Origin of the sequence: Nitrospina sp. P1_D6, from assembly GCF_052156615.1 — a bacterium.
Classification (GTDB): Bacteria; Nitrospinota; Nitrospinia; order Nitrospinales; family Nitrospinaceae; genus Nitrospina.
The window spans coordinates 149,675-175,544 of sequence record NZ_JBQKUN010000006.1; the positions used below are offsets into that span (position 1 = coordinate 149,675).

Consider the following 25,870-nt stretch of genomic DNA (forward strand, 5'->3'; position numbering starts at 1 on the left):
GCCCTTCAGATTGAATGACCCGCCTCCTGCCAGTATATCTGTATATTCATATATTTATATATACGGGGCAATCGGTTTTTTCGTCGCAGGACAGGGGTGCTACCTTACGCGTTTTTTTGAATACGGACAGATCCTGAAACGGCATTCCTCCCCAGCACCCGTCCGGCTTGCAAATTTCGCCGTTACGACTATGATGAAAGGCCGTTGCCCTCAACCCTTTTTGAATTTTCAGCCGTGGCCGCATCCTTCCAGCTCTTCGCACCCGACTCCGAATTCCTGACCACCGACACCCGCGCCACCCGCTGGGCCATTCCCTACCACCACGCCTGTCTCAACGGGCGTGTGGATGTCCTTTTGAACCGGAACCGGGTTAACGTGACAGGTGCGCGAGTGCTCGACCTCGCTTCGCACATCGGCACGTTTTCGTATGCGGCGCTCCAGATGGATGCGGCCTCCGTGCACGGCGTGGATACTGAAGCAGACACGATCCGCCGCGCGGAGACCCTGTTTGCCCGTCACGAGGTGCCCACGGAACGATTCCGGTTTGAAGTGCGGGATGCCTTCGACCTGCTGGAGACCTGCGGCGTAGATGCGTACGATACGATTTTCTGTTTCGGCATGCTCTACTACACGGCGGAGCCGTACCGTCTGCTCACCCTGATGAAACGCGCCGCGCGTCGCACGATCCTGCTTGACACCTTCACCGCCGCGTATGCGGCTCTGCAGGGCAAGGATGCGTTGAGTATCCACCCTCATGTGACCGATGAAGTGCTGAATCTCCCCATCCTGTTCACCACGCTCACCCAGGCGGAGAAAAAGGATTACACGTTGCCCGAATCGTTTCTGCACAAGGACCGCAACCTGAGCCTCACCACCTTTCCCAGCATTCCGCTTCTCGAAACGTGGTTCCAGTCATTGAACCTGAAAGCGACGGCAATGGACTGGTCGGCCTACATCGAAAGGCCGTGTCACTGGAAAGAGTTGTGGACGCCGGAGCAGAAGAAGGCGTCGCACTGGGCGGATGTGTATTCGGCTGGGGTGCGCGCGGCTTACCGGCTGGATGTGGCGTGAGCCGGTTCCCTGGCGGATGAGGAGGAGGTTTCGGGTACGGCCCCGGAGGGGGTGCGGTAAATCCAATGCGCCTGCACAGCCAGCTTGCCGTGCAGATAGACCATGAGCCACCGTTTCAACCCTTCCTGCGCAATCGTGAAAGCAAAATCACGGAACAGGATGCCCGGGTGCCCGCGCCGGAACGCCTTATAGATGAGGGTCGAATATTTCACCGCCGTGCCCACCTTGTATTTACGCAGAAGATTGAAGATCTGGCTTTCCAGAATCCAGTCGGTGGTGTCTTTCATTCTCAGCATGTGCGACAGGCGAAGGTCCAGGAGTTTGCTCAGCACCGGCTGTTCCCGCAAGGCGGCCACCTGCTCGGCGAACCGGGCCAGGGCCAGCAGCAGATCGTACGGGCGGGCTTCCAAAAGGGGATCGTCGGAGTGCGGGTGATGGTGCCGCGCAATGTCCGCTGCCATTTGCTGATACACGGCGCGGGTCTCGCTCCACTTGAGGGGCCGCGTGTGAAATAAAATCTGTTTGCGCGAGGCGCGCACCAGTTCCTTCACATCCGGAGGCAGGACGCTTTCCGCCACCGGTTCGGGTTCCGGCAGGTCGTCCAGATCCTTCAGCGCGTCTTCATCCGGCGCCGTCGCGTCGGGGTCGCGATCGCGGTACACCTGGACGGCGAGCTCGCCCACCGACAGGTACCAGCGCAGAAGCAGGACGCGGAAAGCAATGTCGTACACGAAATAAAACGCCATCTTCATCGACCAGAACGTGAGGTCGAGAAGCCGTGCCGCCATGACCGCCCAGCGGGTGATCGAAAAAAACCTGAAACGGCGGGCGGCGCGGCCCACCTTGGATTCATCCCACCGGGTTTTCTGTTTCCACACACGAAGGAAGGAGCGCAGGTGGTGCAGACGGAACCGGGTTAAAGGACGCACTCCCCGCTGGCGGGAAAGCGCTTCCGCCTGATCCCGGATTTCCAGAAACGCGTCCAGCAGTCTGCCAAGCCGCGCTTCGCGCAAGGGGTGATGCGATTTGGGATGAAACGGCGCGGCGACCGACTCCAGCAGCGCACGGGTATGGTCCCACACCTTCAACTCGGATTCATCCAGCACCCAGCGCGCGCGAAGCGTGTCACAGCGAGTCACCACCGCTTCCAACGCCGCCTTTTCCGCCGTATCCGTACTGGCTTCCAAACGCTCGCGCAAACGTTTCAGGCGCGACAGGTTCAACCACCCGACGCGGACCACGCCATACCCTTTCAACGTCAGCACGGCCAGCAGAACAAGCAGGAGCGCCGCGCCGCCCACGCCCAGCCCTGTCACCCAGTCCGCCATCGTGTTTCCTCCGCCCCGCACCCTCTCGCAAACCGCCTGAAACCGGGCCGTTTGGACCCGGCGGGTATGGCGGTTCCCATCGGACAATGTTATGATTAAATCGAACCTTTCGGTTGAGAAACCGGTGCGGACGCAGGGGCCGGATTCTTCTTATCCTCTCTTTCAAAAGGAGAGCACGATGCGTACCGTGACCCGGATCTGCCAGCTTTTGGCATTGCTCCTTCTGCTTGCGATTCTACCCCAATGCACGGACAAAAAAAGCAATGAATACGTGAAGGAAGGCCTCAACCACATTGAGGCCCAGGACTTCGGACGTGCGGAGTTGTCCTTCAAACAGGCACTCGAAAAAAATCCAAAAAACGCCGAAGCGCATTATGGTCTGGGGGGTGTATACAATTTTCAGGGCCGGTACGAGGAAGCCAAAGAATCCTTTCAACTCGCACTGCGCTACGATCCGGCACACATGGACGCGCACTACAGCCTGGGATACACCTATGAACAGATGGGAGACCTAGACAAGGCGCAAAAGGAATTCACCACCTACAAACGGCTCAAAAAGCGGTACGACCAATTCATGAAAGACGAGCAGGCAAAACGTTGAAGTCCCTTATATCCAGAGTCCTGATCGTGTTCCTGATGGGCGGCTGTGCCTCCGCAGACCTGCAACCGGCGCACAACCCGCATACCAAAAAGAAAAACAACACACCGGTTCTGCCCGCAAACGGCAACTCCAAACCTGTCGCCCCGACAACCACCAAGGCAAACACCCAACCTCCCAAGCCGCAACTCGAACCGATAAAGAAAAGCGTGAAGGAATTGAAACCCGCACCGGTTTTGGAAACGAAACTGCTTCCTCCAACCCGTATCAACCGCAAGGACGGATCTATCATGGTGCATGTCCCTGCGGGGGAGTACCTGGTGCCTCTCGATCCCCCAGGGCAGCACCGCCTCACCGACAACTCGCGCGGCCTCGCAAAAAAATTGCTCCCCGGTTTTTACATGGACCTGACAGAAGTGAAGGTGAAACAGTTCAAGCTCTTCAAACCCCAGTACGACGAGACCGTGCACACGGGCGGCGATGATTGCCCGGAGTGCCCGGCGATGGGCATCGACTGGACGAGCGCACGCAATTACTGCATGTGGGCGGGAAAACGTCTCCCGACGGAAGAGGAATGGGAAGCGGCGGCACGCGGGCAAACCCAACGACTCGTGCCGTGGGAGGGCAAATCCGGTCCCAAACGTGCCAACCTGCTGGGTGAAATAGACGGGTTTCTCGGCGTGGCCCCGGCCGGATCGTTTCCATTGGGAGCAAGCCCCACGGGGGCTTTGGACATGGCGGGCAACGTGTGGGAATGGGTGGCGACGCCCGTGCCGAATCCCACCGGCATCCCCAAACCGGTATCGAATCCGGAAGAACCGGACCCGACCCGGCCTTCATCCGCACCGTCGCAATCGTTTCTGTTGAAAGGTGGAAGCTGGAGCAGTCAGCCCCTGCTCGGCGCCATCTCCATCCGCAATCCCGTCGATGGCACCACCGTCAACTCCACCTTCGGCTTCCGTTGCGCCAAATCGGCGAATTGATCCACTAAATAGTTTCCAGAATAAAAAAGAAAGGCCGGAGCCCTCATCCTGGCAGGGTGGATGAGAACTCCGGCCTTACGCAATACGGTGACCCGGGGCGTTTTGGCGGGCGAGGATTAGGAACACCCCGAAGTGGCACCGCAGGAAATACATTTCAGACAGGTCCCGTTTCGGACCAGGGTCAACTGACCGCATTCACCGCAGGGATCGCCCTCATACCCTTTCATCTTGGCGATGGCGGCAGAGTTTTTTGCTTCCTTGCTAAGTTGGAGCACCACCGTACCCAGTTCCTTTGTCGTGGTTCCGGTTTTTTGCGGTGTGCTGTGGCCGTTGCCTCCGTTCCCGCCGTTACCGTGAGTGAGGGGCGTGTCTCCTGCCTCACCTGGCTCTTCCGTGCGGGGGACTTTCGATTCGGCGGCCGGTTTCGTTTCCCCTTCCTCACCTTCCGCCTCCGGAGAGACTTCCGTTTCTTTCTGCAAAGCATCGGAACGCAGGTCTTCCGGGGTCACGTGCGCCAGGTCGTAGCGGTCGAGGTAACTGATCGCCAGTTCGCGGAAGATGTAGTCGATGGTGGACGTCGCCATGGTGATGGTGTCGTTGCCGGTCACCATGCCGTTCGGCTCGAACCGCGTGAACACGAAGGCATCGACGAACTCTTCCAGCGGCACACCGTGCTGGAGACCGAGTGAAATGGAGATGGCGAAGCAGTTCATCAGGCTCCGGTAGGCAGCGCCTTCCTTGTGCATGTCGATGAAGATTTCGCCCAGCGAACCGTCCTCGTACTCGCCGGTGCGCAGGTACACCTTGTGTCCGCCGACCACCGCCTTCTGCGTGTAGCCTTTTCTGCGGAAGGGAAGCGGCATGCGTTTTTTCTGCTGATCGACGAAGACGCGCGTCAGTTTCTCCGCCACCTTCAGGGTGTCGCGTTCGGTTTCATCTTCCAAGTCTTCGAGGTTGAACTCCGCGGCGACGACGCTGTTGAGCGGCTGGCTCAGTTTCGATCCGTCGCGGTACACGGCGGTGCCCTTCACCATCAGTTTCCACGACAGCATGTGCGCCTTGTCCACGTCTTCGATGGTGGAGTTGTTGGGCATGTTGATGGTCTTGGAGATCGCGCCGGAGATGAACGGCTGCGCCGCCGCCATCTTGCGGATGTGCGCTTCGTGGCGGATGTAGCGTTTGCCGTACTTGCCGCACTGGTTGGCGCAGTCGAACACCGGATAGTGTTCTTCTTTGAGATGCGGAGCGCCTTCGATGGTCATGGTGCCGCAGATGTGGTCGTTCGCCTTCGTGATCTGCTCGTCGGTGAAGCCGATGTGTTTGAGCAGGTTGAAGTCGGGCGCGTCCAGTTGATCGCCGTCGATGCCCAGCACTTCCGTGCAGAAGTTCTCGCCCAGCACGTACTTGTTGAAGGCGAAGGTGATATCGAACACGCGCGGCAGTTCTTTTTCCACCGCACCCAGCACGTGGTCGGTGAAGCCCTTCGCTTTCAACGCTTCGTAGTTGATGTACGGGGCGCCTTTCAAACTGGCCGCACCGACGCAGTGGTCGACGATGGCCTGGATCTGTTCCTGCGGATAACCGAGGTTCTTGAGCGCCAGGGGCACCGCGCGGTTGATGATCTTGAAATACCCGCCACCGGCAAGCTTCTTGTACTTGACCAGCGCGTAGTCGGGTTCGATGCCCGTCGTGTCGCAGTCCATGACCAGCCCGATGGTGCCGGTAGGCGCGATGCAGGTGGTCTGGGCGTTGCGGTACCCGTGCTTCTGGCCCAGCTCCAGCGCCTGCTTCCACGCATCGAGCGCCGCCTCGTGCAGGTACACCGGGCAGTTCATGGGATCGATCCCCTGCGGGTACACGGTGAGGCCTTCGTACTCGCGCGCGTCTGCGTTGTGCGCGGCACGCTGGTGGTTGCGCATGACGCGCAGCATGTCTTCGGCATTCTCCTTGTATTGCGGGAACGGCCCGACCTCTCCCGCGATCTCCGCCGACATGGCGTAGCTGGTGCCCGTCATGATGGCGGTGATGGCGCCGGTGATGGCCTGCGCCTGCTTGGAGTCGTACGGAATGCCGGACACCATGAGCAGCGTGCCGAGGTTGGCGTACCCGAGACCCAGCGTGCGGTACTCGTAACTTTTCTGCGCGATCGCCTTGTTCGGGAACTGCGCCATGGTCACGGAAATCTCCAGCGTCAGCGTCCACAGCCGGCAGGCGGCAATGAATTTCTCGACATCGAACTGGCCCGTCTCCGCGTCGTGGAACTTCATCAGGTTGATCGACGCCAGGTTGCACGCCGTGTCGTCGAGGAACATGTATTCCGAGCACGGATTGGAGGCGTTGATGCGGCCGCCCTGCGGGCAGGTGTGCCATTCGTTGATGGTGGTGTCGAACTGCACGCCGGGGTCGGCGGACGCCCACGTCGATTCGTTGACCAGCCGCCAGATATCGCGCGCTTTCACCGTCTTGACCACCTTGCCCGTCGTGCGGGCCACCAGGTTCCAGTCACCGTCGCATTCCACCGCGTGCAGGAATTCGTTGGTCAGGCGCACCGAGTTGTTCGAGTTCTGGCCGGAGACGGTCTGGTAGGCCTCCGACGTCCAGTTGGTGTCGTACTCCTCGAACTCGACGTCTTGGACGCCCTGCTCGGCGAGCTGGATGACACGGTAGATGTAGTTCTGCGGGACGAACACCGCCAGCGCATCGCGCACGGCTTTTTTCAGTTTCTTGTTCTGTTTGACGTCGAAGCGGGTGCTGGCGTGGTCCCAGTCCCAGCAGGCATCGAGTACGGCCTTCAGGTGCTTGCGGCACAGCTTGCTCCCCGCCGCCAGCGCCGCCACCTTGCGCTCTTCCTTCACCTTCCACTGGATGTATTCCTCGATGTCCGGATGATCGACGTCGAGTGTCACCATCTTCGCTGCGCGGCGCGTGGTGCCGCCGGACTTGATCGCGCCCGCGGCGCGGTCGCCGATCTTCAGAAAGCTCATCAGGCCGGAGGACTGGCCGCCGCCGGAAAGCGACTCACCGCCGCTCCGCAGTTTGGAGAAGTTGGTGCCGGTGCCGGAACCGTACTTGAACAACCGCGCTTCCTGCTGCCACAGGTCCATGATGCCGCCCTCGTTCACCAGGTCGTCATTTATGGAGAGGATAAAGCAGGCGTGCGGCTGCGGGCGCTCGTAGGCGCTCTGCGATTTTTCGGTCTGGCCGGTCTTTTCGTTGAAAAAGTAATGCCCCTGCGGCGGGCCTTCGATGCCGTAGGCCCAGTTGAGGCCGGTGTTGAACCACTGCGGCGAGTTCGGCGCGCCGCTCTGCCGCGCCAGCATGCAGCACATCTCGTCGTAATAATTGAGCGCCGCTTCCTCGTTGCTGAAGTAACCGCTCTTCCAGCCCCAGTAGGTCCAGCATCCCGCCAGACGGTTGAACACCTGCCGCGCATCGGTCTCGCGCCCGAAACGCTCGTCTTCGGGCAGGTTTTCGAGGGCTTCGAGGTCGGGTTCCGACGGGCACAGCCATTCGGGGACGTCGTGCTCGTAGCGTTTTTTGGTGACGGCCGGAATGCCCGCCTTGCGGAAGTATTTCTGCGCAATGATGTCCGCGGCCACCTGCGACCACGAGTCCGGAACCATAACCCCCGTTATTTCAGAGACTACTGACCCATTTGCGTTGGTGATTTTAGAAGACCGCTCGACAAAATTCAGGCCTTCGTACGGGTCCTTGCGGCTCTTGGTAAATATGCGGGGGATATCCATAAGCTTCTCTCCAGACTCAATGTAGGTGGGTGACTGTCTTCCCCAATTCTCAATGTAATTCCAATGGACCAAGTTTCAATGGCTTTGACCCAGTTTCCACTATATTTAGTAGTGGAGGCTATAACTTAGCACTATATATTGTGATGTCAACGGAAAATTGGAATGCCCTTGTCGGAGTTTTCCGAACTGCCCAAGAAATCAGGATTTAGCGAAACAAGGTTTTTAAAATCTGATAGATAGGGAGGCTTTACCCATCCGGGTTGAGGCCATTACCAACGCGGAAAACCGCGCCTTTGCGTCCTGTACCGGGACCTCACGCAGGCGGGGCTTGGGTTTGCGGAATTGAAAGGCTAAATCACAGCATGAATATTGGGAAACCGGCTGCATGGGGTCGGCAACCCGCCTCCCATAGCGGGGTTCCGGAAGAGGCCGGGTTCTCCACAGGGGCTAATTTTCGAGAACGTCGATGTCGAGGCGGCCGACGAACTCCATCAGCTTCAAGGAACCGTCGGTGTTGCCCTCGGACAGCTTGATGTGCGTCGCGTCCACCCCTTCCTGCCCGAGGGTCGGGTCGAGCGCCCGCCACTCGCCGACATACACCTCCGGCCAGGCGTGATAGACGAAGCCCTGGAAGTCCTCCGAGTACACGATGCCGTTCACGACGCGGGTCGGGATGCCCGCGGCACGGGCCAGGGCGGTGTAGAGGTTGGTGTGGGACTGGCATTCGCCGCGCCGTGAGTGGAGTGCGTCCACGGCGGTGAACGCGTCCACCAGCACCTTCTCAAGGTTGGAATACACCCATTTATTGATAGCCAGCGCCACGCGCCAGGGATCGGTACTCTGCCCTTTCAGTTCACGGGCCAGGGCGCGGATCATGGGGTGCTCGGACTGGATTTGCGATGTGTCTTCGAGGTAAGGCCGCGTTGCCTCATCATTGAAGGGAAACGACACCGGTTTCGCCGGAGCCGGGGCCTCCTGCTCGATCGACAGGGTCGCCTGGTAGTCGCCGCCTTTCATCGGGGCGGTGTTCAGCACCTTCTGCCGGTGGTCGCTGGGCAGGGAGTCGGGTCCGGTGAGGTTGCGGAGCGTCAGCTTGAGCGCTTTCACCGTGCGCGGCTTTTCGATAGGCCTGTTGGCCTTGACCAGGCTCAACGTGATGAAGTTGCTCACCGACATGGCCTCCGGCGGCAGTTCGCGCGCCACCGAGGCGGGTTCCTTGACCGACTCAAACCCCTGCACCGTGCGCTCGCGCAGGACCGTGCCGTCCACCGTGGCCCAGGTGAACGTCTTGATGCCGGAGTACTCCTGCTTGATGACGTAGGTCTCCACCGGCTTGCCGCGGTGGTCGATGGTCTCCTGCCGCAGCACTTCGTATTTGAGGGGGGCGGTCATCTGGAACGGCTCGATCAACAGCGTCATCGTGCCCTTTCTGCCCACTTCCAGCCCGGCATGGACGAGGTTCAGCCACGCGGTGGACGCGGGCACGGCATCGGCGGGCAGGTCCATTTCCTTGTCCTTGCTGTAGCCCTGCGTGGTGATGTGATAGAGGAGTTTGCCGTCCTCCACCCGCGCCTCGATGCGCTGGCGGCTCCCCATGATTTCCTGCAGCAGGCTGAAGGTTTTGAGCTTGAGGTCCGGGGTGAGGCGCGTGTCCTGCGACACCGAGGTCACCTGCTCGATGCCGCCGGCCTCCAGCCGCAGGAACATCTGCGTGTGGACGCGGATCTCGTCGTCTTCCACCTCGACCACGGCGCGGTTGAAGCCCAGTTTCTGGCCGTTGAAGTAGGTGCCGGACCAGTCGTCGCGCTCCACGATGGGCGCGGCTGCCACGGCCCCGGCCACCAGCAACGCCACAACCCAAACCACAAAAAATGTGAATCGTTTCAACATGCGCCCAGAGTAACACAGGCAATCCGAACCCGGCACAAAATCACAGGCATGGCCGGGTTGACCGCCCGCTTCTCAAAGCATTCCATTTTTCCTGTGAAAACCCGATTCGGGCCGTGCTAAGATAACCTCTTTACACACGGCGCCCGGCATCGTGCCGCCCGTTTTGGACTGTTCGGCAACCACACTCTCCCCCCGATTTCATGGCCAGAAAACAGAAAGACATCGAAACCTATCTCACTTTTGACGACGTCCTGCTCCTGCCCGCTTACTCGAAGGTGATGCCTTCCGAGGTGAGCCTGAAGACGCAGTTGACGCAGACCATCACCCTCAACTGCCCGCTGGTGAGCGCGCCGATGGACACGGTGACGGAGGCCGACCTCGCCATCGCGCTGGCGCAGGAGGGCGGCATCGGCATCATCCACCGCAACCTGCCGCCGGAGTTGCAACGCAAGATGGTGGATAAGGTCAAGCGTTCGGTCAGCTACATCATCCCGGACCCCATCACCATGGAGCCGGAGCAGAAACTGCACGAGGCGCTTGAGGTGATGGAAAAGTTCCGCATCACCGGCATCCCCATCGTCAAAAACAAAAAGCTGGTCGGCATGCTGACCAACCGCGACATCCGCTTCGAAACCAAGACGGACAAGGCCATCTCGGAGTTGATGACGAAGGACAACCTGGTCACCATCCAGGAGAAGACACCCCTCGACAAATCGAAAAAACTCCTGCACGACAACCGCATCGAAAAGCTGCCCGTCGTGGACAAGAAGGGCAACCTCAAGGGCCTGCTCACGCTCAAGGACATTTTGAAGGTCACCGAGTTCCCCAACGCGGCGAAGGACAGAAAAGGCCGGCTGCTGGTCGGCGCGGCACTGGGCGCGTCCACCGATTACATGGACCACATCGCCGACATGGTGAAGGTGGGACTGGATGTGCTCACCATCGACAGCGCCCACGGTCATTCGGAAAAAGTGCTCCGCACCATCCGCGAGATCAAAAAGTCGTTCCCCAATTTGCAGGTCATCGGCGGCAACGTGGCGACGGTGGAAGGCACGGAGGCGCTCATCAAGGCCGGGGTGGACGCGGTGAAGGTCGGCATCGGGCCGGGCTCCATCTGCACCACGCGCGTGGTCACCGGCGTCGGTGTGCCGCAGATCACCGCCGTGCGCAAGTGCTCGGCGGTCGCGGCGAAGAAGAACATCCCCATCATCTCCGACGGCGGCATCCGTCATTCCGGTGACATCACCAAGGCCATCGCCGCGGGCGCGCACTCGGTGATGATCGGTTCCCTGTTCGCCGGTACGGAGGAAAGCCCCGGCGAAAAAATCCTGTACCAGGGACGAAGCTACAAGGAATACCGCGGGATGGGGTCGATCGGCGCCATGCAGAAGGGATCGAGCGACCGCTACTTCCAGGAACTGGGCCTCAACGAAAGCAAGCTGGTGCCAGAGGGCGTGGAAGCGCGCATCCCGTATCGCGGCCTGCTGGCGTACAGCGTGCACCAGCTGATGGGCGGCCTGCGCGCCGGCATGGGGTACTGCGGATGCAAGACCATCGACGCGCTGCGCAACGATTCGCAGTTCATCAAGATCACCATGGCGGGCCTGAAGGAAAGCCATGTGCACGACGTCATCGTCACCAAGGAATCGCCCAACTACCACATCGAATGAACGCCCCGCGGACGCCGCGCCATCACCGGCTGACGCGGCCGCGCTTTCATCAACCCATCACCGAACACACGCAATGACCATCGGCGAAGACATTCATTCCCAGCGGATCCTGATCCTCGATTTCGGGTCGCAATACACGCAGAACATCGCGCGCAAGGTGCGCGAATGCCAGGTGTACTGCGAAATCCATCCGTGCACCATCGGCATCCAGAAAATCCGCGAGTTCAAGCCGAAGGGCATCATCCTCTCCGGCGGACCCGGCAGCGTGCTGGCGGAAGACGCGCCGGTGCTCGATCCCGTCCTGTTCGATTTCAAAATTCCCGTGCTCGGCATCTGCTACGGCATGCAGTTGATCACCTACCTTAACGACGGCGAGGTGAACCCGGCGAAGGAACGCGAGTTCGGCCGTGCTGAGCTGGTTCTCAAAACCTTTTCGCACCTGTTCAGCAACGTCAACAACAACTCCATCGCGTGGATGAGTCACGGCGACCGGATCACCCGCCTGCCCAACGGATTCAAGGTCACCGCGTTTACCAGCAACTCGCCGGTGGCGGCGATGGAAGACCCCGTCCGCAAAATCTACGGACTGCAGTTTCATCCGGAAGTCGTACACACGCAGGAAGGCAAAAAGATTTTCGAAAACTTCCTGTACAAGATTTGCGGGTGCGATCCCATCTGGAAAGTCGAATCGTTCGCCGATTACGCCATCGAAAAAATCAACCAACAGGTGCAGGGCGGAAAAGTGTTGTGCGCGCTGAGCGGCGGCGTGGACTCGTCGGTCGTGGCGGCGTTGCTGCACAAGGCCGTGGGGGAACGGCTGATCTGCATCTTCATCGACAACGGACTGCTGCGCATGAACGAACGCGCGCGCGTGGTGGACACGTTCCGCGAGCATTTCAAGATGAACCTGTACGTGGTGGACGCGTCGAAAACGTTTCTCGACAAGCTGAAGGGCGTCACCGATCCGGAACAGAAACGCAAGATCATCGGCAACACGTTCATCGAGGTGTTCGAGGAGGAGGCGCAGAAGGCGGGCGACTTCACCTACCTCGCACAGGGCACGCTGTACCCGGACGTCATCGAGTCGGTGTCGTTCAAGGGCGGCCCATCGGCGGTGATCAAGTCGCACCACAACGTGGGCGGCCTGCCGGAGAACATGAAGATGGAACTGGTCGAACCGCTGCGCGAACTGTTCAAGGACGAAGTGCGCAAACTCGGGCGCGAACTGGGTCTTCCCGACGAGATCATCAACCGCCAGCCGTTCCCCGGACCGGGTCTCGCCATCCGCATCATCGACGAGATCACGCGCGACCGCATCCGCATGGTGCAGGAAGCGGACAAGATCATCCTGGAAGAGATCAAGGGCGCGGGGCTGTACAACGAAATCTGGCAGTCGTTCGGCGTGCTGTTGCCGGTGAAGACGGTGGGCGTGATGGGCGACGCCCGCACGTACGAGAACGTGGTGGCCCTGCGGGCCGTGACCAGCACCGACGGCATGACCGCCGACTGGGTTCACCTGCCTTACGAACTTCTTGGTAAAATATCAAACAGGATTATCAACGAAGTCCAGGGCGTCAACCGTGTTGTCTACGACATCAGCTCCAAACCCCCCGGTACGATTGAGTGGGAATAAAATTCCCGCACTCGCTCTCTTCTGCTTTCAATTCCTTATATTAGCACTCGCTCGCTCCACATTCGCCTCCCCCCTGATCGAAATTCCCGCCGGGGAGTTTGTGCGGGGTGCTGTTGATGATACCGATGATGATGGTCCGCGCACGGTGATGGTCGAGACCTTCTTCATCGACAAGCATGAGGTGACGAATGCGGAGTATGCGGAGGTGGTGGCGACGCACGAATACCGCGAGGGGGCGGCGGGGCATCCGGTGACGCACGTTACTTTCCACGAGGCGAAAGCCTACTGCAATAAACGTAAGGCGCGCCTGCCGACGGGCGACGAATGGGAAAAGGCGGCGCGCGGCACCGACGGCCGTATCTACCCGTGGGGCAACACGCTGGGGCGGCGCAAACCGCACCCGTTCTACTCCGGCGTGGTCAAAAAGTCCGCGGGATCGAACCGCCGGGACGTCTCGCCTTACGGCGTGCGCGACATGGCGGGATCGGTGTGGGAATGGACGGATGCGGGCGACGGCGCTCTGCGCGAAACGCGCGGCGGTTTGTGGAACCTGCACCTCGATTTCGAATACAGTAAAACCTTCGACCGCAACCGCCTGCCGGCGGACTCGCGGTTCATCTTTTTAGGATTCCGATGCGCGCGCTCGGCCGACTGACACGCAGACGTTTTTTTCGGATCACAGGCGGCCTCGCCACCCTGGCAGCGGCGGCGCTGCGTCCAACCAAAACCCTCGCCAGCGAACCCAACTATTTCGACGGCACCAACTTCGTCGGCAAGACGCGCGCCGGACGCTACCGCGATTTCTACATCAACTACTGGCAGCCGATGCGCCGCATCGACCCGGCCACATGGTCGCTCAACATCGACGGCCTGACGGAACGACCGACCACCCTGTGCTTCGACGACCTCAAAACCTTCCCCGCCCAATCCATGGACTCGCGCCTCAAGTGCGTCGAGTGCTGGTCGGCGCGCGCCGTGTGGACAGGCTTCCCGTTTTCCGGGATCGAGAAGCTCGCACCACCGAAACCGGAGGCGGTCGGCGTGCTCTTCCACTGCGCCGACGAATATAAAGAATACCTTTCCCTCGACGCCCTGCGCCACGCACGCACGTTGATGGTCACGCACATGAACGACGCGCCGCTCACCGACGAGCACGGTTTTCCCCTGCGCGTTATCTGCCCGTTCAAGTACGGCTACAAGAACCCCAAGGCCATCCTGCGCATGGAGTACGTGGACCGCGTGACCTACGGCACGTGGAGCAAGATCGGTCCCTACTCCCCCGACGGCACCATCCTGCCCGGCACGGATCACCCGCTCGAGTTCGGCAAACAGCCGCGGCGCATCCCCGGCGGCGAGATTTTCGATTACTGATTTTCGCGGCCGAACAGCAGGCATCCTTTCATTCGCCTCATTAAACATGACAAGCGGCACCCCGGCCCTTACACTGGATGGAAACGCCGTTTTCCATCAACGAAAGGATTGCCGACGCGTGCCGACCGCATCCGAGACCCCAGTCCCTGTGGCCCCATCCCCGGCCCGCCCGCCTGCCGCGATGGAACCCGCCGTCGCCCGTTTCTGGGCATTGGATGTATTACGCGGCCTCGCCGCCCTGGGCGTGGTGGTGTGGCATTACCGTCATTTCACGCCGTTCGCACCGTCGCTCGAAACCGAACGTCCTTTCAATGCTCCTCTCTTGTTCTTTTACAATTCCGGCTTTGTGATGGTCGACCTGTTCTTCTGCCTTTCCGGGTTCATCTTTTTCTGGAAGTATGCGGAGAGCATCCAGAAACGCGAAATCGGGTTCCGAAAATTTCTTTACCTGCGGTGGACTCGGCTGTATCCCCTCCATCTCGCCACACTGTTGTTCGTCGCCATCGCACAGTACTTCATCCATTCCACCCACAACACCACCTTCGTGTACCAGTTCAACGACGTGCGGCACTTCGTGCTGAACCTGTTCATGGTCTCGCAATGGGGGCTGGAAGAAGGACTGTCTTTCAACGGTCCGGCGTGGTCGATTTCCGTGGAGATGTTTCTCTACATCGCGTTCTTCGGCGTGGTGTTTGCCTTCGGGCGGCGCAACGCGCTGGCGGCGGTGTTGCTGGCGGCGCTCGGCTGGTTCCTGTACGCCAACTATTACGACTGGATTTTATTGAAAGCAACCATCGGCGAGGGACTGGTGTCGTTTTTCATGGGGGGATTGGCGTACAAAGTTTACAACCGCATCACGCGGGAGAACGGCCCGCGCATCCCCGCCGCGCTGGCTCTTTCGGCCGCCGGCATGCTGGCATTCTGGGGGATCGTTTATTTCCTCACCTACCATCCCGGACCGTGGGCGGCTTCCCTCGGCAACTGGTTTTTCTGGACGGTGGTCCTGGGGTTTCCGGTGACCGTGCTGTTCCTGGGACTGGTGGACAATTCGAAACGAGCCGAGGCCGTGTTTCGCAAACTTGCGTTTCTGGGCGATATCTCATACGCCGTGTACCTGTTGCATTTTCCGGTTCAGCTTCTGTTCTTCTTCGCTGCTCAAAAAGTGGCGATCGATTTCACCTCCCCTGCCACCTTCCTGTTGTACGTCGGTGGAACCGTGGGCATCGCATGGCTGGTATACCGGGGGTTCGAGGTCCCCGCCCGCCGGTTCCTGCGCAAACAGTTTTTCAAACCATAAATGCCTCCAGCCCTCTCCCGGTAGAAACGCTCTCGCAAAGACCCAACTATTTCCCATTCCCGGCCGGAATCTGCTAGAATCCGATATCGGTAAGCCAAAGATATGAGGCGATCGCCATGTCCTCCCCGAAGATTTCGCAAAACGATTCCGAAAGCCATTCAGACCCTGTTCCGGCTGAAGTTCCGAAGGGGCTGGAGGACACATTCGAGGCCATCAAGGCGCGGCACGACGAAATCTCGCGCAACATCCGTTCGGTGGCGCTGGCACTCATGTCCTACGCGCTGTTCTGTTTCCTCACGCTCGGCCAGTCGGACAACATCGTGTTCAAGGAAACCGGCCAGATCCAGATCCCGTTCTCCGGCGGCATCGTCGTCAACTTCAGCACGTTTTTCATTGTGGGCCCGATCATCCTGATCGTCCTCACCTTTTACCTGCACATCTTCATTCACGAGCTCCAACGTTGTGAGCTGGAAGCCTCGCGCAAACTGCCATTTGTTTTCAACCTCGACAACTGGTTCGCCAAAGCCATCACGTTTTTCGTTTTTTATTTCCTGACACCCCTGGTTTTCCTTTCCTTCATCTGGTCGATCCGCGCTTCGGAGCACGTGACCTTGTGGTCGCTGGTGGCGCTGGGAGTGTGCCTGGCCCTGGTGTGGCTGTTTCATTGCGCCACGCAGGTGCAAGGGGGATCGCTCCGCCGTCAACCTTTTCCGCTGATGGTCCTGGTTGCGGTGTTCATTGTTTCGGCGGTTCCCGGGAATCTCACGTTTGTCGGTCCCATCAAGCTGGTAAAAAGCGACCTGAAAAACACCAATTTCCGGAATTTCATGCTGGACCGGATGAACGCCGATTTTGCGCACCTGGAGCATTCCGATTTCACACGCAACCAGAACGTGAAGCACGCCCTGTTCAACAATGCGTTTCTAACCAACGCCCAATTTTCCGGAGCCAACCTGTCCCAATCCAGTTTTCGCAAATGCGATCTCACCGGAACCCGCTTTCGCGGAGCCAATCTCAACGACTCCGTGTTTCAGGAAGCGAAATTGACGGGAAGCGATTTCTCTCCATTCACAGTTCCGGCGGAAATCGAACACGGGGGTTTTTCCTTTATCAACCTGTTCCGCAGCGACTCCCGCAAATCGAAAGCCCGCGGAGAGGTGGCATCCGGCCTTCAATACGGTCTCACAGCACCCTCCTCTTCTTCCCCGGACGCTGAAAATGAAAAGGGCGCACCCAAACAACCGGACACCACCAGCAACCAATCGGAAAAGCTCGCATCCCAATCAGGCGTTTCTCATCGCACCTTGTTGAAGAATGCGGATTTCACCAAGGCACAGTTGAACCAGGTCAACTTCAGCTCCGCGGATCTGGAAGGGACGCGGTTCAATATTTCAAAAATCGAAGGCTCCATCTTTTCCAACGCCTCCCTGCTTCGTGCCGATTTTTCCGAATCCATGATCAGCGACTCGATTTTCCAAAAAGCCCGGATGGATTCGACCCAGTTTGTTCGAACGGAAATGAAGAATATCCATTTCAACGATGCACATCTCGCCCAGACTGTATTTCAAAATGCCTATCTCACCGATGTGCAGTTCAAAGGGGCCGACCTCAGCCATTCCAGTTTTGCGGAAACCGATTTTGAAAATGTGGACTTCAGCCACGCCATACTGGAAGGGACGGATCTTTCCGGAAACAATTTTTACGGTGTCACATTTGAAAACACCAGCATGGCCTATGCTCTCCTCAATCTGGCGGATCTTACGGAGAGCACCGCCCTGGATACCGATTTCAGCGGTGCCGATCTTTCCGGAACGCTGTTTTACCGGGCCAACCTGACCGGCTCCCGTTTTCAGAATTCAGACCTCGATTCGGTCGAATTCACCGGAGCCAACCTCAAGTTCGCCGACTTCCGCAACGGCCGCAACCTGAGGGACGCCGGAGGCAATTTGCAGCCCACCATCTCCAGAGCGGAAAACTGGAAGAAAGCCCTGTGGGATGATGACATCCGCCAGGAACTCGGCATCGATGACCGGACCCTGAATCGATCCATCATGCTCTATGTCGATCACCATTTCGGAAATGAATCGCAGGAAGAAAGAAGCCGGGTCACCCGAAACATCCAGGAGTTTTACGGACTCGTTCAGGCACCCATTCAGCAAAAAGTACTTACCATCAGGGCATTGGGACGCAACCCGGACGTCACCAGCCAGCACCGTACGGTGCCCCCCGCCACCAATCGTTGAATACCCCGTCCCCATCCATTCATGTAAGGGATTCCGTCATTCCTGCGACATAACCTGCGAATCACTGAAAATTATGTTTTAATGAATCGGGTAACTTGCATGGCGAAAAAAGACTACAACCTCATTGTGATTGGCGGCGGCTCCGCGGGCCTGGTTTCGGCGTATATCGGATCGGTGCTGAAAGCAAAAGTGGCACTCATCGAAAAACACAAGATGGGTGGCGACTGTTTGAACACCGGTTGTGTGCCGAGCAAGGCGCTCATTCGAAGCGGAAAGATCCTTTCGTATATCCAGCGTCATGAAAAATTCGGTTTGAAGTCCGCCACCGCGGATTTCGATTTCGCCGACATCATGGAGCGCGTGCAGGCGGTCATCAGCAAAATCGAGCCGCACGACAGCATCGAACGTTACACGCGTCTGGGAGTCGACTGCTTTACCGGAGAAGCACGAATCCGGTCCCCCCACGAAGTGGAAGTGAACGGCAAGATCCTGACGACAAAGAACATCATCATCGCCACCGGGGCGCGCCCGGCCGTGCCGCCCATCCCCGGCCTCGACCAGGTGGAACCGCTCACCTCCGACACCCTGTGGAATCTGCGTGAATTGCCGAAACGCCTGCTGGTCGCGGGCGGCGGGCCCATCGGTTCGGAGCTGGCGCAGGCCTTCGCCCGCGTCGGCAGCCGGGTGACGCAGGTGGAAATGCTGCCGGACATCCTGAGTCGGGAGGACGAGGAAGTCAGCCGAATTGTTCGCGAAAAGTTCATGGCGGAAGGCATCGATGTGCGGGTCAATACCCGGTGCAAGGAAGTGGTCAAAGAAGGCGGGCGCACGTTCATGCGGGTTGAAACCCGGAACGGTACGGAAGACATCGAGTTCGACCGTGTCCTCGTCGCCGTGGGGCGGGCCGCAAATGCGAAAGGATTCGGGCTGGAGGAGATCGGTGTGAAACTCGGTCCGCGCGGCACGGTGGAAGTGGACGACTACCTGCGCACTCCCGCGCACAAGAACATCTATGCCTGCGGCGATGTGGCGGGACCTTACCAGTTCACCCACACTGCGGCGCACCAGGCGTGGTACTGCGCGGTCAACGCATTGTTCAGCCCGTTCAAAAAATTCAAGGTCGATTACCGCGTCATCCCGTGGTGCACGTTCACCGATCCGGAAGTGGCCCGGGTCGGCTTGAACGAAATGGAAGCGAAGGAGAAAAACATCCCGTATGAAGTGACGACCTACGGAATCGACGATCTCGACCGCGCCATCGCCGACAGCGAGGACCACGGTTTCGTGAAGGTGCTGACCGTGCCCGGTAAAGACAGGATTTTAGGCGTGACGATCGTCGGCTTCCACGCGGGGGACCTCATCGCCGAATACGTGCTGGCCATGAAGCACGGCCTCGGCCTCAACAAAATCCTTGGCACCATTCACATCTACCCCACCATGGCAGAGGCCAACAAGTTCGCCGCCGGTGTCTGGAAACAGGCGCACGCCCCTCAGGGTCTTCTCAAGTGGGTGCAGAAATTCCACGCCTGGCGGCGCAGTTAACCCGCTCTTTACGCCTCAACGATTTCGGTTTCAGATTTCGATGTAGAGTCCGTCGTCCCGTACCTGCACGCGGTAGGTGGGCTGGGATTGTGTGCGGTCGAACTTGCACAACCCGGTTTTGATGTGCCAGGGGTGACCTTCTCTCGCGCAAGCAGCGTACATGCCTTTCAGGGAGCCCCGTCCCAGGCTCGATCCGCACATTTTGCAGGCATCGGTGATGACAAAAAAGCGGCCTGCACTCTGGAAAAGGGCAAGGGTATATGGGTATTCCGTGAATGGATGGTTGAACTGGATGATGCGGCCTTCGTTTTCGGCCGGGGTGTCGTCCAGCCCGGAGATTTTGACGTCGGACATGGATTCGGTTATTCCTTGGGCAGATAGGGACCGAAATGGTCGCGGAAGTATTTTTCCAGGTCCCAGCGGAACCGGCCTTTGAGGTGCGGCAGTTTCTCAGCCACATCGTGGTCAAATTGCACATATTCTTCTGAAAGAGATTGGACATCGTCCGCGCGCTTCACGTTGGGGTCCAGGTAGGAGTCCCCCAAGGCGGAGGAGGCGACGATCAGGTCCTGTCCTTTGCGGATCCAGCGACCCAGCAACAGACGTTCTTCTTCGGAACCGGGTTCAATACTCATGTTTTTCCTAACTTCCTCTATTCTTACGGTTTATCGGATAAAATAAGGGCGTAATGATTTGAAAAGAAACGACCGGAAACCCCGTGGGGGAATTGCGGGTACGGGTGTTGAAAATTGGTTGGGTAATAAGTTAGCATAGGGTCCTCAGAATATCAACGACTTGCAATCCTGCAATCCCGATCCACTAATAAGGGAATTCGAATGACGACGGAAAGTGAAACTCCGCGGTCTGCGGAGCAATGGTTTCAAATTGGCCTTGAGCGCGGTCGTGCCGGGGACAACGATGGCGCGATTGAAGCGTACGATAAATGTACCGAACAGGACCCGGCCCACTTCAAAGCCTGGTTCAACAAGGGTATCCGCTACGGCAAGATCCCCAAGAACGTGAAGGCAATGGAATGCTTTCAGAAAGCCGTGGAGCTGAAGCCGGACGATGTGATGGCGCATTACAGCCTGGGCCTCATCCTCAACCTGCTGGGCATGATCGACGAATCGGTCAAGCATTATGAAGAGGCGCTCAAGATCAATCCCAACTTCGCACGCGCCCACAGCAACCTGGCGACCGTGCATTACTCGGTCAAACGCGGACGCGAGGCCATCCACCACCTGCGCATCGCCAAGGACCTGTTCAAGGAACAGGGCGACACGGTGATGACGGAAACGGCGGAGGACCTCCTGCGTGAATGCTACCACGAGTTCAAGATGTCGCCGGAAGACTTCGAGTGACGTCCCTTTCCGACTCTTCCAAACCGATTCGCATCCGTCATGGACTTTGACATCATCGTGATCGGCGGCGGCTCCGCGGGATACGCCGCGGCAAGCGCCGCCGAACGCGCCGGAGCCAAGGTCGCCATCTTCGATCCGGGACCCCTGGGCGGACTCTGCATCCTGCGCGGTTGCATGCCGACCAAAACCATCCTGCGTTCCTCGGACGTGATGGCGCTGATGCTCCGGGCCGGGGAGTTCGGCCTCGCCGCCGACAGCCCGCGCGCCAGTCTCACCGCCATCATCGACCGCAAAACGAAACTGATCGACGACTTCACCCGTTACCGCATCAAGCAGTTGAAGAGTCCGCGGTTCACGCTGATCGAACAACCCGCACGGTTTATCTCGTATAGCTCCGTTGAAGCCGGGGGGAAACGCTACAGTGCACGTTCTTTCATCATCGCCACCGGATCCGTTATCGCCGACATTCCCGTACCCGGTTTGAATGAGGCCGGGTTCCTGACGAGCGACGACGTACTCGAACTACGCGAGCAACCGGATTCGATGATCGTGCTGGGTGCGGGATTCGTCGGCGTGGAACTCGCCCAGTTTTTCCAGCGCATCGGAACCCAGGTGACCCTGGTGCAGCGAAGCGGTCATATTCTTTCGTCGCAGGATGAGGATATGGCACGCCCGGTGGAAGCGCGCTTTCGGGAAGAAGGCATGACGGTGTACACCGGCACGCGCGATCTGAATATCAGCGTACAGGGTGGAAAACGTTGTGCCCACTTTCTGCATGAGGGGAAAGAAACCACCGTGTCGGCTTCCACCATTTTAAACGCGCTGGGCCGAACGCCCAATGTGGCCGGGTTGAACCTCGAAGCGGCAGGCGTGAAGATGGGAGACTGGGGCATCGCCGTGGACGCTACCATGCGCACCAGCAAACACAACATATTCGCCGTAGGGGACGTCAACGGCATGCACGAGGTGGTGCACATCGCCATCCAGCAGGGCGAGATCGCAGCGCACAACGCATTGAATCCCGACGGCGCGCAACAACGGTTTGAGGAACGGATGAAAACCAGTGTGGTGTTCACCGACCCGGCGGTGGCCAGTGTCGGTTACTCCGAGAAGGAATGCCGGGCGAACAACTGGCCTTACCTCACTGCGTCGTACCCGTTTGACGACCACGGTAAGTCGCTGTGCCTGGGTGAGACGCACGGACTGGTGAAACTATTGTGCCGTCCGGACGACGGCACACTCATCGGCGGGCACATCACCGGGCCGGAAGCGGGCGAGCTGATCCACCACCTCACCGCGGTCATGTATTACCACGGCACCGTTTACGACATGCTCCAGATGCCGTACTACCATCCCACCCTGTCCGAAATCCTCACCTACCCCGCCGAGGAACTGGCCGATAAAATCGGTTGACCACACGGGCGAATTCATTTTTAGTTGATTTTTTCGCCTTTCCGAACCATTCTGAACCCATCATTACCATTCACCCGCCCTGTTTCGGAACTTCCCCGCCCGGGAACCGTTTCGGAAAAAAAATTTTAGGAGTCCGTCATGAAACGCCGATCGATCGCCCTGTTCCTTCTGCTGTCCACCGTGGGGTGTGCGCACTTCGTGGATCCGGCGCGCGACCACGAACTGGAAACCGACAAACAATACTGGCTGGATTACGACGCCAGCCGCCGCGGCACGTTTTTTTTCAAGGACAGTGCAGGCAATTATAAAACCTGTGCCGAGCCCTCACCGGACGTGGCTTACAAGCTGGCCGAAAAGCTGGAAGCCATGGGCACCTACGCCGGGGTCGAAGGCAAAGGCAAAGCGGAGTTCAACCAGGATGTGGTCAACCTGGCCGAACGCACGCAGATGATCATGTTCCTGAGGGAGGCCCTGTTCCGCCTGTGCGAATTGAGCATGAACTCCAACCTGAAACCGGAAGACCACGTGAAGCTGTACAAGGATGTCCTGAAAGCCGCTCTGAACCTGGCCGAGTCCGAAGCCAGCAAAAGTCAGGCGCGTTTGACGGAAGCGGAGACCAAACGGTTGGAAACCCTGCAAAAAATCAAAAAGAGCACCGGGTCCCTGCTTGAAGGGATGGAAAACCCCACCCGTCCCTGACCGGCGGTTTATGGAAAACGAAAGGAGGTTGCAATGAGTGCGTTCTTGGATGTATTGAAGAAACTCAAGGAACAGGACCAGGAATTCGTCACCGTGCTGGGGAGCCGGGAAATTCCGGTCAAAATCAAAACCATTCAGGACGACTGGATCGTTTTGGTCGATGATACAAACAACCAACGGTACGACCTGCACACCACCAGCGTGATCATCGTCAGCACGGTTCAATAACCTATCCAAAGCGCCCCGGGCGGGCGGCAAGACGGTTCACCCGATCCGGGACGCACATTCTCGGGGAGGGATCGTTATGGACAAACAAATAGCGGTGTTCATCGTTCACGGAATCGGCTCTCAAATAGAAGGATTCAGCGAGCACATAGAGAAGAACCTGCGTTCCAACTTCAAAAAAGCACTCCGGTATATGGGTGAGGACCATCGGGCCGGAGTCCGCGACGCATTGATCTTCAAGGAAGGCTTGTGGGCGGACATTGTTCAAGAGGGAGAAGATGAATTGAAGAAAAGGTTGTTCCGCGACCCGCACACGGATGTCGACTGGCTTTGTTGTCGCCGGTTTTCCATCGACTACTTCGGGGATGCCATCTCTTACTGCAAGGGACCCAACGAAGGCCCCTACTCCCAGTACCGCAGAATCCATGAACGCATCGGCCAGCTCATCAAAGAGATTTCCGATCAAACCAGCCCCGACCAGAACACCCTGCTCACCGTCGTGTCGCACAGCCTGGGAACAGTCATTCTATCCGACTATTTTTACGACACCCGCAATACATTGAAACCCGAACGACGGTTGATCTTCACCAATTTTTTCACTCTGGGAAGCCCCATCGCCCTCTACGCAAACCGGTTTTATAATCACAATAGCGGCTCGGATCCCTTCGATAAATTCTTACCGCAAAAAGTGGAGGACCCCCAGGGCGTCTGGGTGAACATTTTTGATCAAGACGACATCGTCGGTTACCCCATCCGCCCGATCAACGCCCATTGCAGGGAAGCCGTCACGGCGGATATCAACATCGGGGTGGGATCATTTCTCTTGGGGTGGACTCCTTTCTGCCACTGGGGATACTGGAAAAGCGAAAGGATCGGCAAGGTCATCGCCGAGAAACTGGCGATCGACTGGTTGCGCGTGAACGGGGAGGAGGCGGAGACGACAAAAAAACGAATCGGCGATTACAAAAAACGTTACAAAATGCCGGAGAATTAAACGCGGGACAGTTGATCGGCCAGGCGGTCGATTTGGTCCTGCGGGGTGAGCTCGGTGGCGCAGAGAAGCAGGCAGTTGGTGAGTTCTTCATAATGTTGACCGAGCGGCAGGCCGGCAACGATCTTCTCCTGCAACAGTTGATCGCGCACTTCCTCTGCGGGCTTCGGGCATTCCAGCACGAATTCGTTGTACGTTTCGCCTGAAAAACGAATCTTGAAATCCTTCAGCTTCGACAGTTTGTTCTTCATGTAATCGGCGTGGAGCAGGTTGCGTTTCGCCACCTCGTGCATGCCGTCCTTGCCCATCGCCGCCATGTACACCGTGGTCGCAAGCGCGCACAGGCCCTGGTTGGTGCAGATGTTGGATGTCGCTTTTTCGCGGCGTATGTGTTGTTCGCGCGTGGCCAGGGTCAACGCATACGCACGGTGGCCTTCGCGGTCCAGCGTTTCGCCGACGATGCGCCCGGGCAGTTGTCGAAAGAATTCTTCCTTGGTCGCAAAGAAGCCGACGTACGGGCCGCCGTAGGACACCGGCAACCCCAGCGCCTGGCCCTCGCCAACGCAGATGTCCGCACCGCGTTCGCCCGGTGGTTTCAATATGCCAAGGGACGTGGCCTCCGCCACCGCCACCACCAGCCGAGTGTTCTTCTCTTTCAAAAGCTCGGACAATTCCGCGTACTGCTCGGCCACGCCAAAAAAATTCGGGCTCTGGATGACCACGCAACTGGTGTTGTCTGTTAGGTTCTTTTTGATGAACTCAAGATCGATGCGCCCGTCGCCGCCGAACGGGATTTCCTTGTACGTGATGCCGAGGCCCTGCGTGTAGGTGCGGGACACGTGCCGGTACTCCGGGTGCACGCTTTTCGCCATCAACACCTCGGTCCCGTTGTTGATGCGATGCGCCATCAGCACCGCCTCCGCCAGCGCCGTCGAGCCGTCGTACATCGACGCGTTGGCGATTTCCATTCCCGTCAGCATGCAGATCATGCTCTGGAACTCAAAGATGGCCTGCAGAGTACCTTGGCTGACTTCCGGCTGGTACGGCGTGTAGCAGGTGGCGAACTCGCCCCGCAGGATCATGTGGTTCACGATCGACGGGGTGAAATGCCGATACGCTCCCGCGCCGAGGAACACCGAGTATTCGTCCGGATTCAGGTTGCGCGCCTCCAGCCGCCGCATGGCCTGCACCATGTCCGCCTCGGAGAGTGCAGCGGGCAGGTTCAGGGGTTCCACCAGCCGCAGGCTTTCGGGGATGGATTGGAACAGCTCAGATACCTCGCCAATGCCGATGGCGGTGAGCATGTCCTGAATGTCGGTTTCTGTGTGCGGAATATAGCGCATTTCAGTACAGAGGGAGTTTGAGGATTACTGGTTCTGTTCTTTCAGGAAGTTTTCGTAGTCGGCGGCGGAGAGCAGGCCGTTGTTCTCGCTGGCATCCTTCAACTCCACTTCTACAATCCACCCCTTGCCGTAGGGCTCCTGGTTGATCAACTCCGGATGAGCTTCGAGTTCCTTGTTGATCTTCGTCACCTTGCCGCTTGCCGGGGCGTAGAGATCCGACACGGTTTTGACCGACTCCACCACACCGAACGTGTTTTCCTGTTGCAGGTCGGAGCCTTCCTTCGGCAACTCAACGAACACCACATCGCCCAGTTGGTCCTGAGCGAACGCCGTGATGCCGATCACCCCTTTGTTGCCGTCTATGCGGAGCCATTCGTGCTCGCGCGTGTACATCAGGTCCTTCGGGACTTCCATTGTCGCCTCCTGTTATTCATTGCATCGCGACCCGGCCGGATGATCCCTGTCC

Annotated in this window: 22 protein-coding genes; 15 read left to right on the top strand and 7 right to left on the bottom strand. The window is 58.6% G+C overall.

Annotation, left to right across the window (positions count from 1 at the left end; translation table 11 throughout):
* Window positions 1–234: 234 nt before the first annotated feature.
* Window positions 235–1,071 (top strand): methyltransferase domain-containing protein, encoded by an 837-nt coding sequence (locus tag ACTRXA_RS11775; RefSeq protein ID WP_442427385.1) that lies wholly within the window; start codon window positions 235–237, stop codon window positions 1,069–1,071.
* Here the strand turns inward: ACTRXA_RS11775 and ACTRXA_RS11780 are convergent.
* Window positions 1,050–2,399: a hypothetical protein gene (locus tag ACTRXA_RS11780; RefSeq protein WP_442427386.1), complete on the bottom strand. Its 1,350-nt coding sequence runs from the start codon at window positions 2,397–2,399 to the stop codon at window positions 1,050–1,052. The genes ACTRXA_RS11775 and ACTRXA_RS11780 overlap by 22 nt on opposite strands.
* Before the next feature lie 178 nt (window positions 2,400–2,577).
* On the opposite strand from ACTRXA_RS11780, the gene ACTRXA_RS11785 reads away from it, so the two are divergent.
* Together ACTRXA_RS11785 and ACTRXA_RS11790 are read left to right on the top strand one after the other, a co-directional pair.
* Window positions 2,578–3,000, top strand: a complete 423-nt coding sequence (locus ACTRXA_RS11785; protein ID WP_442427387.1) for a tetratricopeptide repeat protein — start codon at window positions 2,578–2,580, stop codon at window positions 2,998–3,000.
* Entirely contained in the window at window positions 2,997–3,980 is a 984-nt protein-coding gene (locus ACTRXA_RS11790; RefSeq protein ID WP_442427388.1) for a formylglycine-generating enzyme family protein, read from the top strand. Before ACTRXA_RS11785 ends, ACTRXA_RS11790 begins: the two co-directional genes overlap by 4 nt.
* Window positions 3,981–4,096: 116 nt before the next feature.
* Here the strand turns inward: ACTRXA_RS11790 and ACTRXA_RS11795 are convergent, their stop codons facing one another.
* Complete coding sequence (locus ACTRXA_RS11795) at window positions 4,097–7,726, bottom strand: vitamin B12-dependent ribonucleotide reductase (protein WP_442427389.1); 3,630 nt, start codon at window positions 7,724–7,726, stop codon at window positions 4,097–4,099.
* Window positions 7,727–8,173: 447 nt separating this feature from the next.
* Window positions 8,174–9,616 (bottom strand): transglutaminase-like domain-containing protein, encoded by a 1,443-nt coding sequence (locus tag ACTRXA_RS11800; protein WP_442427390.1) that lies wholly within the window; start codon window positions 9,614–9,616, stop codon window positions 8,174–8,176.
* A gap of 200 nt (window positions 9,617–9,816) precedes the next feature.
* On the opposite strand from ACTRXA_RS11800, the gene guaB reads away from it, so the two are divergent.
* From guaB to lpdA, 7 genes are all read left to right on the top strand, one after another.
* Window positions 9,817–11,286, top strand: coding sequence for an IMP dehydrogenase (guaB, locus tag ACTRXA_RS11805; protein WP_442427391.1), 1,470 nt, complete (start codon window positions 9,817–9,819; stop codon window positions 11,284–11,286).
* 73 nt (window positions 11,287–11,359) lie between these two features.
* Complete coding sequence (guaA, locus tag ACTRXA_RS11810) at window positions 11,360–12,919, top strand: glutamine-hydrolyzing GMP synthase (RefSeq protein ID WP_442427392.1); 1,560 nt, start codon at window positions 11,360–11,362, stop codon at window positions 12,917–12,919.
* A gap of 100 nt (window positions 12,920–13,019) precedes the next feature.
* Entirely contained in the window at window positions 13,020–13,574 is a 555-nt protein-coding gene (locus ACTRXA_RS11815) for a formylglycine-generating enzyme family protein (protein ID WP_442427393.1), read from the top strand.
* Entirely contained in the window at window positions 13,553–14,290 is a 738-nt protein-coding gene (locus tag ACTRXA_RS11820; RefSeq protein WP_442427394.1) for a molybdopterin-dependent oxidoreductase, read from the top strand. Before ACTRXA_RS11815 ends, ACTRXA_RS11820 begins: the two co-directional genes overlap by 22 nt.
* A 148-nt stretch (window positions 14,291–14,438) precedes the next feature.
* The gene (locus ACTRXA_RS11825) at window positions 14,439–15,587 is read left to right on the top strand and encodes an acyltransferase family protein (protein ID WP_442427395.1); all 1,149 of its coding nucleotides are present in this window, start codon (window positions 14,439–14,441) and stop codon (window positions 15,585–15,587) included.
* Window positions 15,588–15,703: 116 nt separating this feature from the next.
* Entirely contained in the window at window positions 15,704–17,830 is a 2,127-nt protein-coding gene (locus ACTRXA_RS11830; protein WP_442427396.1) for a pentapeptide repeat-containing protein, read from the top strand.
* A 99-nt stretch (window positions 17,831–17,929) separates the two neighbouring features.
* Window positions 17,930–19,372 carry a dihydrolipoyl dehydrogenase gene (gene lpdA / locus ACTRXA_RS11835; protein WP_442427397.1) on the top strand — a complete coding sequence of 481 codons (1,443 nt, stop codon included), beginning with the start codon at window positions 17,930–17,932 and terminating at the stop codon, window positions 19,370–19,372.
* A 30-nt stretch (window positions 19,373–19,402) separates the two neighbouring features.
* Here the strand turns inward: lpdA and ACTRXA_RS11840 are convergent, their stop codons facing one another.
* Window positions 19,403–19,726 (bottom strand): Rieske (2Fe-2S) protein, encoded by a 324-nt coding sequence (locus ACTRXA_RS11840; protein ID WP_442427398.1) that lies wholly within the window; start codon window positions 19,724–19,726, stop codon window positions 19,403–19,405.
* An 8-nt stretch (window positions 19,727–19,734) separates the two neighbouring features.
* Window positions 19,735–20,007, bottom strand: coding sequence for a hypothetical protein (locus ACTRXA_RS11845; protein ID WP_442427399.1), 273 nt, complete (start codon window positions 20,005–20,007; stop codon window positions 19,735–19,737).
* A gap of 201 nt (window positions 20,008–20,208) precedes the next feature.
* On the opposite strand from ACTRXA_RS11845, the gene ACTRXA_RS11850 reads away from it, so the two are divergent.
* From ACTRXA_RS11850 to ACTRXA_RS11870, 5 genes are all read left to right on the top strand, one after another.
* Window positions 20,209–20,733, top strand: coding sequence for a tetratricopeptide repeat protein (locus ACTRXA_RS11850; RefSeq protein ID WP_442427400.1), 525 nt, complete (start codon window positions 20,209–20,211; stop codon window positions 20,731–20,733).
* Window positions 20,734–20,772: 39 nt separating this feature from the next.
* On the top strand, window positions 20,773–22,146 hold the full coding sequence (locus tag ACTRXA_RS11855; RefSeq protein ID WP_442427401.1) for a dihydrolipoyl dehydrogenase family protein: 1,374 nt from the start codon (window positions 20,773–20,775) through the stop codon (window positions 22,144–22,146).
* Between the two features lie 138 nt (window positions 22,147–22,284).
* Entirely contained in the window at window positions 22,285–22,845 is a 561-nt protein-coding gene (locus ACTRXA_RS11860; RefSeq protein WP_442427402.1) for a hypothetical protein, read from the top strand.
* Between the two features lie 33 nt (window positions 22,846–22,878).
* Window positions 22,879–23,073: a hypothetical protein gene (locus tag ACTRXA_RS11865; RefSeq protein ID WP_442427403.1), complete on the top strand. Its 195-nt coding sequence runs from the start codon at window positions 22,879–22,881 to the stop codon at window positions 23,071–23,073.
* A 76-nt stretch (window positions 23,074–23,149) separates the two neighbouring features.
* A complete protein-coding gene (locus tag ACTRXA_RS11870) occupies window positions 23,150–24,064 on the top strand; it encodes a hypothetical protein (protein WP_442427404.1) in 915 nt (304 codons plus the stop codon).
* Here ACTRXA_RS11870 and gcvPA read toward each other — a convergent pair.
* Entirely contained in the window at window positions 24,061–25,404 is a 1,344-nt protein-coding gene (gene gcvPA / locus ACTRXA_RS11875; RefSeq protein ID WP_442427405.1) for an aminomethyl-transferring glycine dehydrogenase subunit GcvPA, read from the bottom strand. The genes ACTRXA_RS11870 and gcvPA overlap by 4 nt on opposite strands.
* Before the next feature lie 24 nt (window positions 25,405–25,428).
* The gene (gene gcvH, locus ACTRXA_RS11880) at window positions 25,429–25,818 is read right to left on the bottom strand and encodes a glycine cleavage system protein GcvH (protein ID WP_442427406.1); all 390 of its coding nucleotides are present in this window, start codon (window positions 25,816–25,818) and stop codon (window positions 25,429–25,431) included.
* Window positions 25,819–25,870: the final 52 nt, after the last annotated feature.

Coding starts and splice junctions, on each gene's coding strand:
- ACTRXA_RS11780 (WP_442427386.1), bottom strand. CDS start 2,399: ATGGCGGACTGGGTGACAGGGCTGGGCGTGGGCGGCGCGGCGCTCCTG.
- ACTRXA_RS11785 (WP_442427387.1), top strand. CDS start 2,578: ATGCGTACCGTGACCCGGATCTGCCAGCTTTTGGCATTGCTCCTTCTG.
- ACTRXA_RS11795 (WP_442427389.1), bottom strand. CDS start 7,726: ATGGATATCCCCCGCATATTTACCAAGAGCCGCAAGGACCCGTACGAA.
- ACTRXA_RS11800 (WP_442427390.1), bottom strand. CDS start 9,616: ATGTTGAAACGATTCACATTTTTTGTGGTTTGGGTTGTGGCGTTGCTG.
- guaB (WP_442427391.1), top strand. CDS start 9,817: ATGGCCAGAAAACAGAAAGACATCGAAACCTATCTCACTTTTGACGAC.
- guaA (WP_442427392.1), top strand. CDS start 11,360: ATGACCATCGGCGAAGACATTCATTCCCAGCGGATCCTGATCCTCGAT.
- ACTRXA_RS11820 (WP_442427394.1), top strand. CDS start 13,553: ATGCGCGCGCTCGGCCGACTGACACGCAGACGTTTTTTTCGGATCACA.
- ACTRXA_RS11830 (WP_442427396.1), top strand. CDS start 15,704: ATGTCCTCCCCGAAGATTTCGCAAAACGATTCCGAAAGCCATTCAGAC.
- lpdA (WP_442427397.1), top strand. CDS start 17,930: ATGGCGAAAAAAGACTACAACCTCATTGTGATTGGCGGCGGCTCCGCG.
- ACTRXA_RS11840 (WP_442427398.1), bottom strand. CDS start 19,726: ATGTCCGACGTCAAAATCTCCGGGCTGGACGACACCCCGGCCGAAAAC.
- ACTRXA_RS11845 (WP_442427399.1), bottom strand. CDS start 20,007: ATGAGTATTGAACCCGGTTCCGAAGAAGAACGTCTGTTGCTGGGTCGC.
- ACTRXA_RS11850 (WP_442427400.1), top strand. CDS start 20,209: ATGACGACGGAAAGTGAAACTCCGCGGTCTGCGGAGCAATGGTTTCAA.
- ACTRXA_RS11855 (WP_442427401.1), top strand. CDS start 20,773: ATGGACTTTGACATCATCGTGATCGGCGGCGGCTCCGCGGGATACGCC.
- ACTRXA_RS11860 (WP_442427402.1), top strand. CDS start 22,285: ATGAAACGCCGATCGATCGCCCTGTTCCTTCTGCTGTCCACCGTGGGG.
- ACTRXA_RS11865 (WP_442427403.1), top strand. CDS start 22,879: ATGAGTGCGTTCTTGGATGTATTGAAGAAACTCAAGGAACAGGACCAG.
- ACTRXA_RS11870 (WP_442427404.1), top strand. CDS start 23,150: ATGGACAAACAAATAGCGGTGTTCATCGTTCACGGAATCGGCTCTCAA.
- gcvPA (WP_442427405.1), bottom strand. CDS start 25,404: ATGCGCTATATTCCGCACACAGAAACCGACATTCAGGACATGCTCACC.
- gcvH (WP_442427406.1), bottom strand. CDS start 25,818: ATGGAAGTCCCGAAGGACCTGATGTACACGCGCGAGCACGAATGGCTC.